General features: G+C 60.9%; 15 protein-coding genes. 13 read left to right on the top strand and 2 right to left on the bottom strand.

Annotation, left to right across the window (positions count from 1 at the left end; all coding sequences use genetic code 11):
• Positions 1–14 precede the first annotated feature (14 nt).
• The 13 genes from BLQ98_RS15770 (at position 15) to ccoS (ending at position 12,246) form a co-directional block, all read left to right on the top strand.
• Complete coding sequence (locus tag BLQ98_RS15770; protein WP_093734209.1) at positions 15–785, top strand: GntR family transcriptional regulator; 771 nt, start codon at positions 15–17, stop codon at positions 783–785.
• Entirely contained in the window at positions 782–1,612 is an 831-nt protein-coding gene (locus tag BLQ98_RS15765) for a tryptophan 2,3-dioxygenase (protein WP_093734208.1), read from the top strand. Before BLQ98_RS15770 ends, BLQ98_RS15765 begins: the two co-directional genes overlap by 4 nt.
• Positions 1,613–1,623: 11 nt before the next feature.
• Positions 1,624–2,799: a kynureninase gene (gene kynU / locus BLQ98_RS15760; RefSeq protein WP_093734244.1), complete on the top strand. Its 1,176-nt coding sequence runs from the start codon at positions 1,624–1,626 to the stop codon at positions 2,797–2,799.
• Between the two features lie 71 nt (positions 2,800–2,870).
• Positions 2,871–3,623: a transcriptional regulator FnrL gene (gene fnrL, locus BLQ98_RS15755; RefSeq protein ID WP_093734243.1), complete on the top strand. Its 753-nt coding sequence runs from the start codon at positions 2,871–2,873 to the stop codon at positions 3,621–3,623.
• Between the two features lie 87 nt (positions 3,624–3,710).
• Positions 3,711–4,118, top strand: a complete 408-nt coding sequence (locus BLQ98_RS15750; RefSeq protein ID WP_093734207.1) for a universal stress protein — start codon at positions 3,711–3,713, stop codon at positions 4,116–4,118.
• Between the two features lie 123 nt (positions 4,119–4,241).
• Entirely contained in the window at positions 4,242–5,840 is a 1,599-nt protein-coding gene (gene ccoN, locus BLQ98_RS15745; RefSeq protein WP_093734206.1) for a cytochrome-c oxidase, cbb3-type subunit I, read from the top strand.
• An 11-nt stretch (positions 5,841–5,851) separates the two neighbouring features.
• Positions 5,852–6,676, top strand: a complete 825-nt coding sequence (gene ccoO / locus BLQ98_RS15740) for a cytochrome-c oxidase, cbb3-type subunit II (RefSeq protein ID WP_093734205.1) — start codon at positions 5,852–5,854, stop codon at positions 6,674–6,676.
• A 12-nt stretch (positions 6,677–6,688) separates the two neighbouring features.
• Positions 6,689–6,907: a cbb3-type cytochrome c oxidase subunit 3 gene (locus BLQ98_RS15735; protein WP_093734204.1), complete on the top strand. Its 219-nt coding sequence runs from the start codon at positions 6,689–6,691 to the stop codon at positions 6,905–6,907.
• The gene (gene ccoP, locus BLQ98_RS15730) at positions 6,900–7,763 is read left to right on the top strand and encodes a cytochrome-c oxidase, cbb3-type subunit III (RefSeq protein WP_093734203.1); all 864 of its coding nucleotides are present in this window, start codon (positions 6,900–6,902) and stop codon (positions 7,761–7,763) included. The genes BLQ98_RS15735 and ccoP overlap by 8 nt, the downstream gene beginning before the upstream one ends.
• A gap of 159 nt (positions 7,764–7,922) precedes the next feature.
• Positions 7,923–9,473 carry a cytochrome c oxidase accessory protein CcoG gene (gene ccoG, locus BLQ98_RS15725; protein ID WP_093734202.1) on the top strand — a complete coding sequence of 517 codons (1,551 nt, stop codon included), beginning with the start codon at positions 7,923–7,925 and terminating at the stop codon, positions 9,471–9,473.
• Between the two features lies 1 nt (position 9,474).
• Positions 9,475–9,927, top strand: a complete 453-nt coding sequence (locus BLQ98_RS15720; RefSeq protein ID WP_093734201.1) for a FixH family protein — start codon at positions 9,475–9,477, stop codon at positions 9,925–9,927.
• Entirely contained in the window at positions 9,924–12,074 is a 2,151-nt protein-coding gene (locus BLQ98_RS15715; RefSeq protein ID WP_093734200.1) for a heavy metal translocating P-type ATPase, read from the top strand. The genes BLQ98_RS15720 and BLQ98_RS15715 overlap by 4 nt, the downstream gene beginning before the upstream one ends.
• 10 nt (positions 12,075–12,084) lie before the next feature.
• Positions 12,085–12,246, top strand: coding sequence for a cbb3-type cytochrome oxidase assembly protein CcoS (gene ccoS, locus BLQ98_RS15710; RefSeq protein WP_093734199.1), 162 nt, complete (start codon positions 12,085–12,087; stop codon positions 12,244–12,246).
• On the opposite strand, the gene BLQ98_RS15705 is transcribed toward ccoS, so the two are convergent.
• Together BLQ98_RS15705 and BLQ98_RS15700 are read right to left on the bottom strand one after the other, a co-directional pair.
• Positions 12,243–13,130, bottom strand: coding sequence for a LysR family transcriptional regulator (locus BLQ98_RS15705; RefSeq protein ID WP_093734198.1), 888 nt, complete (start codon positions 13,128–13,130; stop codon positions 12,243–12,245). The genes ccoS and BLQ98_RS15705 overlap by 4 nt on opposite strands.
• Before the next feature lie 50 nt (positions 13,131–13,180).
• The coding region (locus tag BLQ98_RS15700; protein ID WP_141135354.1) for an IS30 family transposase at positions 13,181–13,485 on the bottom strand (305 nt) is incomplete at its 5' end.

The raw sequence follows: 13,485 nt of genomic DNA, 5'->3' as shown, positions 1-13,485 counted from the left end.
AGAGGGGCGCGCCTATGACACTTCGGCAATCGAAATCAGACATCCTGTTCGACAGGCTCCGACAAGACATCCTGACGCTGGAATTGCCGCCTGGCATGGTCCTGCGCCTGCCTGCCTTGTCCGAACGCTATGCCATCGGGCTGACGCCCCTGCGCGAATGTCTGAACCGGCTTGCGGTGGAACAGCTGGTCGTGCCCGAGCATAACAAGGGCTTTCGCGTCACCCCACTGACCCGCGCCGACCTTCTGGACCTAGAACGCAGCCGCGACGCTGTCGAAGGGGCGATGCTGGCCCATTCCGTCAGCCAGGCCGATGACGCATGGGAGGCAGGGGTTATAGGTGCCTATCAACACCTGTCGCAAACGCCCGTGCCGTCGGTGATTCATGAAGATGACGCGCTTGCCCAATGGACACGGCGGCATCTGGCCTTTCACCAAGCGTTGGTCGCCGGTGCGCGGTCGCCTTGGATGGCGCGGTTTGCGGGGCAGTTGCAGGATCAGCTGGGCCGCTATCACCGCTTTATTCAGTCAGGCCTGCGCGATCTGACCCAAACCGCGCCATCGCTTGCGACCAAAGCGGCCGCTGTCTCTGCTGCTGGCATGGCGCTGGAACCGCACCGTGCGCTGTATCAGGCAGCACTTGATCACGACCCGGCTGAGGCGCTTGCGGCTTTTCGCCATCACACCGGCCTCAGTATCGCCGCCTTCGAGGAGCTATCGACCTTGATGCCTGCCCATTCGCCGTTTGCTAAGACCCTCGGCCCCCAATCGGAGCACCCCGCATGACCGGCTACAACCCCGCTGACGAGGGCGCGCAAATGTCCTTTGCCAAGGATATGTCCTATACCGATTACTTGTCGCTTGACCCGATCCTTGGGGCGCAGAACTGCAAATCAGACGCCCACGACGAGATGTTGTTCATCATCCAGCACCAGACGTCAGAGCTGTGGATGCGTCTGTGCCTGCACGAGCTTTCCTCTGCCCGGACCCATTTGGCGCAAGGCGATTTCGCCCCCGCGATGAAGATGCTGGCCCGTGTGGCGCGCATTTTTGAACAGCTTAACAGCGCGTGGGATGTGCTGCGCACGATGACCCCCAGCGAATACACTGATTTCCGCGATGACCTTGGTGCGTCGTCGGGGTTCCAATCGCATCAATACCGGCTGATCGAATTCATCCTCGGCAACCGCAATCGCGCGATGATGAAGGTGCATGAACACCGCCCGGAACTGCACCATATGTTGACGCAGGAATTGGACACAAAATCGCTGTATCACGTGGCGCTTGACCTGCTGGCAGAGGCGACCGGGCAAAGCTTTGACACGCATGTCTATGCGCTGGACACCCCCCATGCGGCGGATGATGCGGTCATGCAGGCGTGGGTCACTGTATACAAAGACCCGCGCGCCCATTGGCAGCTGTACGAGCTGGCTGAAAAGCTGGTCGATCTCGAAGATTACTTTCGCCGCTGGCGGTTCAACCATGTGACCACGGTGGAACGCATCATCGGCTTTAAACGCGGCACGGGCGGCACGTCGGGGGTGAAATACCTGCGCCGGATGCTCGAAGTCGAACTTTTCCCCGAACTCTGGAACTTACGAGGTGCCCTGTGACCCAACTGCCGATGAAAGACCGCTTCTCCCTGCCCGAGGGCATGATCTATCTTGATGGAAACTCGCTAGGGCCGCTGCCTGTGGGCACGGCCGAAAAGGTGCAAGATGTGGTGCAGGCGCAATGGGGCGCGCATCTGATCAAAGGCTGGAACCTTGACGGCTGGATGGCCCAGCCCGCAAGGGTCGGCAACCGCGTCGCTCGCTTGATCGGCGCGCCCGAGGGGGCGGTGACCATGGGCGACACGCTATCGGTCAAAGTGTTTCAGGCTTTGTCTGCCGCGCTAAAGATGCGCCCTGACCGGCGGGTGATCCTGTCGGACAGCGGCAACTTTCCATCGGATCTGTATATGGCCGAAGGGTTGATCAACCAACTGGGGCAGGATTACGAGCTGCGTATCGTCGCCCCCGAAGAGGTGGCCGGTGCTATGACCGACGACGTCGCGGTTGCGATGATCACGCAGGTCGATTACCGCTCAGGCCGGATGCACGACATGGCTCAGGTGACCGCGGCGGCCCATGGGGCTGGCGCGGTGATGCTGTGGGATCTGGCGCATAGCGCAGGGGCCGTGCCCGTCGATGTATTGGCCTGCAATGCAGAATTCGCCGTTGGCTGCACCTATAAATACCTCAACGGCGGGCCGGGGGCTCCGGCATTCATCTATGCCCGGCCTGATATTGTTGCTGAAATCCAACCCGCGCTGGCTGGATGGCTGGGGCATGATGCGCCTTTCGCGTTTGAAACAGGCTATCGTCCGGCACCCGGCATCGAACGCATGCGCGTCGGGACACCTCCTGTGATCCAACTGGCCGCGCTGGAACACGCGCTGGGCGTTTGGGACGACGTGGATATGGCTGACTTGCGTGCCAAGTCCGTCGCGCTGAGCGAACTTTTCATCCAGCTTGTCGAAGAGCACTGCCCCGAGCTGACGCTGGCCAGCCCTCGTGACGCAAGCCACCGCGGCAGTCAGGTGTCGTTTGCATCCAAGGATGGCTATGCGGTGATGCAAGCCCTGATTGCGCGCGATGTGATTGGTGATTTCCGCGCGCCCGACATCATGCGCTTTGGTTTCACGCCGCTTTATATCGACGAGGCCGACGTGCGCGGTGCGGTGGACATTCTGGCCGATATCCTGAACACCCGTAGCTGGGACCGACCCGAGTATCATCAAAAGCGCGATGTGACCTGACCGGCACAAACCATGCTCTGCCACAGCAAGCGACATCGGGACGCAGCGCTGTGGCGGGGCGCGTCTTGGCGATGGTTATTCGCGCGGTTGGGCGCTATGGTTGTGCCATGCTTGATCTACAGTCCCGTCCGAAATGCAGTGAATGCCCGATCCGTCACCGTGCCGTTTGTGCGCGCTGCGACGACGACGAGCTGCTGATGCTTGAACAGATCAAAACCTATAAGTCATTCAGGGCAGGGGATCAGGTGCTGTGGCGCGGCGACGGGCTGACTTATGTCGCGTCGGTCGTGGCAGGCGTCGCCAGCCTTGGGAAAACGATGGAAGACGGACGCACCCAGATGGTGGGCTTGCTGCTGCCGTCGGATTTTATCGGCCGTCCCGGGCGCGAGGCGATTGATTTCGATGTGGTGGCGGTGACCGATGTGACGCTGTGCTGCTTTCACCGCAAACCCTTCGAGGCCTTGATCGAAACCACGCCCCATATTGCCCAACGGCTGATGGAAATGGCGCTGGATGAACTGGACGCCGCACGCGATTGGATGCTGTTGCTGGGCCGCAAGACCGCCCGCGAAAAGATCGCGACCTTCATCGAAATGTTGGTGCGTCGCCAACGGCTTACCATTGACGATGCGACGGATCAGGAGCTCGTTCTGCCCCTGACACGTCACGAGATCGCCAACTACCTGGGTCTCACGCTCGAGACTGTAAGCCGCCAGCTTGGCGCGATGAAGAAAGAGCGTATCGTGCAGTTCGTCGATCGCCGCCGGTTCCGCGTGACCGACCTAGAGGCGCTGCACCTAGCGTCAGGTGACGACTGCCCCTAAAGATATTTATCTACTGATTTGATCTGCATCAACGCGGGTGTCCAAACAGTAGTGTTTGATGCCTGCACCTTCATAGGAGAGTGCAGCATGTATAAGAATATCCTGATCCCCGTCGTTTTCGAGACCCCCGAAATCACCCAGACCGCCTTTGATGCGGCGCAGGCGCTGGCGTCAAAGGATGCCAAACTGACGTTGCTTCATGTGATTGAAACAGTGCCGATCTATGTCGCGGACTATATTCCTACCGACGTTTTTAGCGTCGCCCGCGAGACGGTGCAGGCGCGGCTGGAGGCGTTGGCGCTAGAGCTGCCCGAGTGTACCACCGCCATTGCTGACGGGCGGGCGGGACCGCGGGTGACCCGCTGGGCCGAGGAAAACGGGATGGACTGCATCGTCATCGCGTCGCACCAGCCGGCGTTTTCGGACATCCTGCTTGGCTCTGTTGCGCAATATGTGGTGCGCCACGCCAAATGCGCGGTGCATGTCGTCAGATAATCGGCACCCTCACGGGCAAACTTGACCCAGATCAAAGACCGGTTCGCGTGGCCCCTTTACGCCCAAAGCGCGAACAGGAAAGCGCCGCCCCGATCAGGGCGGGCGCATACATAGAGGTCCGATATGAATTACTTGAAACTCGTCATTCTGGCGCTGGTGCCGTTGATCGCTGCGATGGGGGCCAGTTGGGCACGTGATATCGCCTATCAGGTGCATGCGCTGATCATCATGAGCATCGCGGGGGGCATGTTTTTATGGGTCCTGCGCCACACGGACGAGCCTGAGCGGCCGCGGCCCATGTCCACCGGCTATGCCGATGGGGTGATCCGCGCAGGCGTGATTGCCACGGCGTTCTGGGGGATTGCGGGGCTGCTGGTGGGGACGTTTATTGCGTTCCAATTGGCCTTTCCGGCGTTGAACTTTGACTGGGGGCAACCCTTTACCAACTTTGGCCGACTGCGCCCTCTGCATACGTCGGCGGTGATTTTTGCCTTTGGCGGCAACGCGTTGATCGCGACCTCTTTCTATGTGGTGCAGCGCACCTGTTCGGTGCGGTTGTTTGGCGGCAACCTCGCGTGGTTTGTGTTCTGGGGCTATCAGCTGTTCATCGTGCTGGCCGCCACCGGGTATCTGCTGGGGTCCACGCAATCCAAAGAATACGCAGAGCCCGAATGGTACGTCGATATCTGGCTGACGATCATCTGGCTGTGCTATCTGGCGGTGTTTCTGGGCACGCTTATTATCCGCCGCGAGCGGCATATCTACGTCGCCAACTGGTTCTATCTTGGCTTTATCGTGACCGTCGCGATGCTGCATGTGGTCAACAACCTATCAGTGCCGGTCAGCCTCTGGGGGTCGAAATCGGTGCAGGTTTTTGCCGGTGTTCAAGATGCCATGACACAGTGGTGGTACGGGCATAATGCGGTCGGCTTTTTCCTGACGGCGGGCTTTCTGGGGATGATGTATTACTTCGTGCCCAAACAGGCGAACCGCCCTGTCTATTCCTACAAACTGAGCATCGTCCACTTCTGGTCCCTGATCTTTCTTTATATCTGGGCGGGGCCGCACCACCTGCATTACACCGCGCTGCCTGACTGGGCGTCGACGCTTGGCATGGTGTTCTCGATTATCCTGTGGATGCCCAGCTGGGGCGGTATGATCAACGGCCTGATGACGCTGCAAGGGGCGTGGGACAAGCTGCGCACCGATCCGATCTTGCGGATGTTCGTACTGTCGCTTGGCTTTTACGGCATGTCCACGTTCGAGGGTCCGATGATGTCGATCCGCGCCGTGAATTCGCTGAGCCACTATACCGACTGGACCATCGGACACGTCCATTCCGGTGCCCTTGGCTGGAATGGCATGATCACCTTTGGTGCGCTTTATTTCCTGACGCCGCGGCTTTGGGGGCGCGCAAAGATGCATTCTATCTCGGCGATCAACTGGCACTTCTGGTTGGCGACCATCGGCATCATTTTCTACGCGGCCAGCATGTGGGTCACCGGCATCATGGAGGGCCTGATGTGGCGCGAGGTCGATGATCAGGGGTTCTTGGTCAACTCCTTTGCGGACACCGTGGCGGCGAAATTTCCGATGTATGTGGTGCGTGGCATGGGCGGTATTTTGTATCTCAGCGGCGCGCTGATCATGGTCTGGAACATGTGGATGACGATCAAAGGGGGCGCAAAACAGTCCGCACCCGTTGGCGTTCCGGCGGAATAAGGGCAATCACAATGGCACGTAACAGTAAAATCACCGATCCCGCGCAGGATCCCAATGTCTCGACCCTGTCGGACGCTCCGCAAGAGATCCCGAACGAGCTGCCGCATCACACCGCATTGGTGAACCGGCACGCGATCCTCGAGAAAAGCCCGACGCTGTTGTTGATCGCGTCGCTGCTGGTCGTGTCGATCGGCGGCATCGTCGAAATCGCACCGCTGTTCTGGCTTGAAAACACGATCGAAAAGGTCGAGGGCGTGCGCCCCTATTCCCCGCTCGAACTGACGGGGCGCGACATCTATGTGCGCGAAGGGTGCTATCTATGCCACAGCCAGATGATCCGCCCCATGCGCGACGAAGTCGAACGCTATGGGCATTATTCGCTGGCGGCGGAATCCATGTATGATCACCCGTTCCAATGGGGGTCGAAACGCACCGGACCGGATGTGGCACGTGTGGGCGGTCGGTATTCCGATGCGTGGCATGTGGACCATCTGTCCGATCCGCAATCGGTTGTACCGGAATCCATCATGCCGAAATATGCGTTCCTTGCCGACACGCGGATTGACGCAGACCATGTGCAGGATCTGCTGAAAACCCACCGCTTTGTGGGCGTCCCCTATACGGACGAGCAGATCGAACAGGCCGCATCGGATTTCAAGGTGCAGGCTGACCCGGATGCCGACTATGACGCAATGCTTGCGCGGTATCCAGGTGCTGCGGTGTCGAACTTTGACGGCGCGCCCGAACTGACCGAGATGGACGCGCTGATCGCGTATTTGCAAGTGCTGGGGACGATGGTCGATTTCTCGACCTTTACCCCCGACGCAAGCCGATAAGGAGGTTTTGCAATGGATACCTATTCATTCCTGCGTCAGCTGGCAGACAGCTGGGTTCTGCTGGCGATGTTCAGCTTTTTCGTGGGCGTGATCCTGTGGGCTTTCCGGCCCGGCAGCTCTGACACCTATGCCGCCGTGGCGCGCATTCCGCTGCGCGAAGACGCGCCCGCTGCGTGCAGGGGCTGTAACGGCGCAGACTGCGCCGCCAAGAAAGGAGCCCGAAATGACTGATCACAAGCAAGACGATGTGACCGGCATCGAAACGACGGGCCACAGCTGGGACGGCATCGAAGAGCTGAACACCCCGCTGCCGCGCTGGTGGCTTTGGACGCTGTATCTGACGATCATCTGGGGCATCGGCTATAGTGTGGCCTATCCCGCGTGGCCAATGATTTCAGGGGCGACGAGCGGCCTGTTGGGCTGGTCCACCCGCGCCAATGTGGCGCAGGACATCGACGCGCACGCGCAAAAGAACGCGCAGCTGGTGACGGATTTGCTGGGCACCGATATGGAAGCGTTGCCACAAGATGCCGACCTCAACCGCTATGCTATCGCGCGTGGCGGGGCGGTGTTTCGCGCGAACTGTTCGCAGTGTCACGGGTCGGGCGCGGCAGGGGCCAAGGGCTATCCCAACCTGCTGGACGACGACTGGCTTTGGGGTGGCGCGATGGCGGACATCGAATACACGGTGCGCCATGGCATCCGCAACGAACAGGACGCCGATGCGCGTTACAGCCAGATGCCTGCCTTTGGCGCGATATTGGGCAAAGATGACATCGCGGCGGTTGTTGAACACGTGATCTCGCTTTCGTCGTCGGACTTTGACGCAGCGCTGGCCGAAACGGGTGCCGAGGTGTTTGCAGATAACTGCAGCGCTTGCCACGGTGATGCGGGGCAGGGTGACCGCAGTCAGGGTGCCCCTAATATTGGCGATGCGATCTGGCTGTACGGCAGCGACCGGCAGGCGCTGACCCAGACCGTGACGAAGGCGCGTTTCGGCGTCATGCCCCCCTGGGGCGGGCGGCTGGAAGAGGCCGATATCCGCGCGGTTTCTGCCTATGTCCACTCTCTTGGAGGGGGGGAATAGCGCAGAAAGCTGACGGTGGCGGCTCTGCCCGAGCGCCACTGTCCATCCCCAAGGCGGTCCTGTTCGCAAAACGAACCGCTTTCGGGGGTGTTTTTGACTCAGATCAAAGTGCGCTGTCTTGACCTTCGATAGGGTGGCGGTGCGAACAGGATACATCTGATGACACAAACGTCACCTCCATCACTTTATGCCCCGCGAGAGCCGGTTTTTCCGCGCCGCGTCGACGGGTTCTTCCGCCGCTTTAAGTGGGGCATCATGGCCGTCACGCTGGGGATATATTACCTCACCCCGTGGCTGCGGTGGGACCGCGGGCCCAACTTGCCGGATCAGGCGGTGCTGATCGATCTGGCCCATCGGCGGTTCTATTTCTTCTGGATCGAGATCTGGCCCCATGAATTCTATTTCGTCGCCGGTCTGTTGATCATGGCGGGGCTTGGGTTGTTTCTGTTTACCTCTGCTTTGGGGCGTGTGTGGTGTGGCTATGCCTGCCCGCAAACGGTCTGGACCGATCTGTTCATCCTTGTCGAACGCTGGATCGAGGGCGACCGCAATGCCCGCGTCCGGCTGCATCACGCGGGCTGGGGCGTACACAAACTTCGCCTGCGCGTCACCAAATGGGTGCTTTGGCTGGGGATCGCGGTGGCGACAGGCGGGGCGTGGGTGTTCTACTTTACCGATGCGCCGCAGCTGGCCCGGGATCTGGTCACGCTCGACGCGGCTCCGGTGGCGTATATGACCATCGCGATCCTGACCGCCACGACATTTCTGTTGGGGGGCTTCATGCGGGAACAGGTCTGTATCTATATGTGTCCCTGGCCGCGTATCCAGGCCGCGATGATGGACCCCGACACGATCACGGTCGCCTATCGCGACTGGCGCGGAGAGCCGCGCGGAAAGGGCAATCTGCGAAAACGCGAACGTGCCGCCGCTCAGCGCGCCCAAGACCAGATCGCCGCCGCATGGCCGGGGGCCGCGCGCTACGGGCCTACCCCATACCCCGACCGGGGGCGCGCCGCATTGCCCCCCGTTCCGCGCGCAGACACCCAAGGGGATTGCATCGACTGCATGGCCTGCGTCAACGTCTGCCCCGTGGGCATCGACATCCGCAACGGCCAGCAGATGGAGTGTATCACCTGCGCCCTGTGCATCGACGCCTGTGACGATGTGATGGCCAAGATTGGCAAGCCGCGCGGATTGATCGACTATCTGGCGCTGTCGGACGAGACAGCCGAACGCGCCGGCCAGCCGCCCAAGCCGCTGTGGCGTCATATTCTGCGACCGCGCACGCTGCTTTATACCGCCGCGTGGGCGTTGATCGGGGTCGCGCTGGTCTATGCGCTGTTCATCCGCAGTGCGATTGAACTGACCGTCAGCCCCGTGCGCAACCCGACCTATGTCACCCTGTCGGACGGCGCAGTGCGCAACATCTATGACGTACGCCTGCGCAACAAACAGGGGCGTGATGCCACCGTTCAAATTGGGATCACGAGCGACAGCGCGCTGACTGTCACGCTCGAAGGGCAGGGAAACGCGGGCGCAACCGTCGTGCTGCCTGCCAACCAGACGATCCTGCAACGGGTCTATGTCACCGCCGCGCCGCAAACCGAAGCGTCGACCGCTGATATGACGCAGTTGCGGCTGTGGGTCGAGGATACCGGCACCGGCGATCGCGCGTCGAAAGCCACCAGTTTCAATGGAAAGGACCGCTAGAATGGTACAGGAAATCAAAGGCTGGCATGTGTTCGGCGTCTTTGCCGCGGCGTTTAGCGTGATCATCGCGGTGAACCTGACGTTGGCATTTAATGCCGTGCACAGTTTTCCGGGGCTGGAGGTCAAGAACTCTTACGTTGCATCGCAAAGCTTTGACGTGGACCGCAAGGCGCAAGAGGCGCTTGGCTGGGAGGTGTCGGCAACCGTCACGCAGGGCGTGTTGCGGGTCGCGGTGCTGCGCGAGGGAGAGCCGCAAGAACCGCAGGTCACAAGCGCCGTTTTCGGACGGGCGACCAGCGTTGCGAATGACCAGACCCCGGTTTTCGTCTTTGACGGTCAAGCACTGGTCGCGCCTGTTGTGGCGGGACCGGGCAACTGGAACCTGCGCCTGAAACTGCGCGACGCCGAAGGCACGCTCTTTCAGCAACGTGTAATCGTAAAGGTAAAGGAATGAGCGCCATCGCCGCATGCCCCGGCTGCGTTGTAGCACCGGCAATCGCGCAGACGGCACCGCAATCGGGCCCGCCGGATCTGGTGCTGTCACTGCCCGCAATCCACTGCGCCACTTGCATCAACACGGTTGAACGCAGCCTGCGCGCCTTGCCGCAGGTCCGGTCGGCGCGGGTCAACCTGTCGCTCAAGCGTGTCTCGATCCACGCCAGCGATCTTGACGCCGAACAGGCGGTCGCCGCGCTGGATCGCGCAGGAATTGAGGCGCATCCGCTGGACCAAAGCCTGCTGGAAAGCCGGCAAGACGACATCGGGCGTGGGCTGCTGATCCGGCTTGCCATCGCCGGTTTCGCGATGATGAACGTCATGCTGTTTTCCGTTGCGATCTGGTCAGGGGCGTCAGATGCAACCCGCGCATTGTTCCACCTGATCTCTGCCGTGATCACCCTGCCTGCGGTGCTGTTTTGCGGCCAGCCGTTCTTTGCCAATGGGATGCGGGCGGTGCGCAGGGGCGGGCTAAACATGGACGTGCCGATCTCGCTTGCGATCCTGCTGGCTGCGGGGATGTCATTGTATGAGGTTCTGAACGGCGGGCATCACGCCTATTTTGACGCGGCATTGTCGTTGACATTTTTCTTGCTGGTTGGCCGCTATCTGGATCACCGGACCCGTAGCTCTGTCCATTCCGCCGCAAAGGAACTGGCTGCGCTCGAGGTGCAGACTGCGCAGCGCATTCATGGAACCGGTGTCGAAAGGGTTGCGGTCGGCCTTTTGCGCGTCGGGGACACGGTGCTGGTGCCGACAGGCATGCGCGTGCCTGTTGACGGGGTGCTGAACAGTGCCGCGGCGCAGGCCGACCGGTCATTTCTGACCGGCGAAAGCGCGGCTGTCGCCTTGACCCTTGGCGATGTGGTTCAGGCCGGAGAGATCAATCTGGGCGCGCCCTTCGAGATGACAGCGACTGCCGTGGGCGAAGATACAACCCTGCGCCGCGTTGCCGCGTTGGTTGAAATGGCCGAGAACAGCCGCAACAGCTATACCAATCTGGCCGACCGTGCCGCGCGCATCTATGCGCCGATGGTACATCTGCTGGCGCTGGCGGCCTTTGTCGGGTGGGTGGCCTATGATGGCGACCTGCGCCACGCGCTCAACGTGGCGGTTGCCGTGCTGATCATCACCTGTCCCTGCGCGTTGGGGTTGGCCGTGCCTGCGGTGGCAACCACGGCCATTGCACGACTGTTCGATATGGGGTTTCTGGTCAAATCAGGTACCGCCCTTGAACGGCTGGCAGAGGTGGACATGGCCGTGTTCGACAAAACCGGCACGCTGACGCGGCAGGGGAAACCCGCGCCACTGGCAGAGCTTCCGGTCCAGGAAGCTGCCATCGCAGGAGCCTTGGCCCAAGCATCGGCGCATCCGGTGGCGCAGGCTATTCTGGCAGCCTTGCCCGTTCATACGCCCGCTGAGCTGGCCGATGTCACCGAAGTCGCCGGGCAAGGTATGCAGGGGGACATCGACGATGTGACTGTGCGGTTGGGACGTGGCGAATGGCTGGGGGCTGCGTTCTCCGGCACCGGTCTGCGCATCGGGAGCGCACCTGCCGTCCCGCTGGCCGTGACAGAGACCCCGCGAGAGGGGGCCGCAGATACGTTGGCATGGCTCTCCTCCCAAGGGATCACGCCGCAGATTCTAAGTGGCGATCAACAAGCTATTGTACAGGCGTTTGCCGCAAGGCTTGGCGTGCAGTCGGCCTGTGGCGATGTAAGCGCACCGCAAAAACATGATCGACTGGCGCAGCTTCAGGCGCAGGGGCACCGCGTGTTGATGGTCGGCGACGGGTTGAATGATACGGCTGCCTTGGCGCTGGCGCATGCTTCTGTCGCGCCGTCCTCGGCGCTGGATGCGTCGCGCAATGCGGCTGATGTGGTGATGCTGCGCGAAGGGTTGGACCGGTTCCCGCTGCTGATCGTAATCGCGCGCGCTCTGACCCGTTTGTCACGTCAGAACTTTGCCATCGCGGCGGGTTATAATGCCATCGCCATTCCGGTCGCGCTGCTGGGATATGCCACCCCGCTGCTGGCCGCGATTGCGATGTCGGCGTCGTCATTGACCGTTCTGGCCAACGCGATGCGCGTGAAATATGTGAAATGAGGCATCTGCAATGAACGTGCTTTTCATCCTGATCCCCGTGTCCGTGATCCTTGGCGGTCTCGGGCTTTGTGCGTTTCTCTGGACGTTGAAGTCCGGCCAGTATGACGATCCGCAGGGCGCATCGGCGCGGGTTTTGTTGGATGATGATGCCCCGCCCGAGAGCCGGCCTTAGCCACGCGTTTCAACGGCCGCGGTGATCCCTTCCGCAGTGGCGGCGACGCGGGCGAACGCGACGCGGTCTTTACGGGCGATCAGCCACAGATCATGAAACCGCCGGTCGGGCAGCGCATGCACCGATAGCGCATCGCGCTTGGGGAACGCCTCCACCCCAGAACGTGGCAAGATCGTATAGCCCAGCCCTTGGGCGACGGGCAGGGGAATTTGCCCGATCTGGTTGATCGAGCTGCGGACCCGCAGTTGTTCTGCCCCACGGTAATCATCGAAATTACGCGCCAAAAGGTCGTCCGCATAGGCGTTGCCGTCGGGGTGCGCGATGAACCCCAACGCATCAAGACGCTGTAGGGTCAGGTCAGTGGTATCGAAAGCGGCTGGCAGAACCAGACACAGCTCTTCTCGGCACAGGGGGGTCGCCGTGATACGCGGCATATCAGGGGCACGGGTCACCACGCCCAGATCCAGTCTGCCCGCCGCCACCTCGGCCATGATTTGCGACTGCGGTGCCGCGTTTAGGTCGATCACGAGCTTTGGTGCCTGCAACATCCGCGCGATCAGTTGCGGATAAAGCCAAAGCGCAAAGCTCCCCGAACAGCCGATCCTCACGGTGCCTATCAAAGGGTCATCGCGCTGCATCCTGTCGCGCAGCGCGCGTTCCTCTGACCGGCGCGCGCGGCCGATGGAAAGTAGTTCCTCTCCTGCAGGGGTCAGGGTAAAAGACTTGCCGTCCCGCAAGATCAAGGGCTGACCCACCTGCTGTTCAAGTTTGCGCAGATGCTGCGACACCCCCGGTTGCGTCATGGCGAGCCGATCTGCAGTGCGCGTGAAATGACCGATGTCGCAAAAGGTCGTGAAAGTCTCCAGCCACGAAGCATTCAACATGGTTCATTCCAAAATGTTTGGATTCTCAAGGGTCGTTGCGACGGTTACCGCTATCTTAGTTTCATGAGTTCTTCCCTGAATGCTTCCGTTGGTGTGCGCCATCCCAGACACTTTCTGGGCGTGCCGTTCAAGCGGTCGCAAATCGACTTCATATCTCGATTTGAGAGCGCGGCCACAGGCGCATCTCTTGGTAGGTAGCGCCGCGCACGCTTGTTCAGGTTTTCGACGGAACCCTTTTGCCACGGGGCTTGCGGATCACAGAACCATGCCTCGGTTCCGATTCCAGGTTCCAGCTTGCGCCAATTCCTAAACTCAATACCTCTATCAAAGGTGATCGATTTACGGGCCGTTTGGG

This window comes from Sulfitobacter litoralis (genome assembly GCF_900103185.1).
In the GTDB taxonomy this organism is placed as follows: Bacteria; Pseudomonadota; Alphaproteobacteria; order Rhodobacterales; family Rhodobacteraceae; genus Sulfitobacter; species Sulfitobacter litoralis.
The sequence above is the reverse complement of the archived record's forward strand: the minus strand, read 5'-3'. Positions and strand labels throughout refer to the sequence as shown.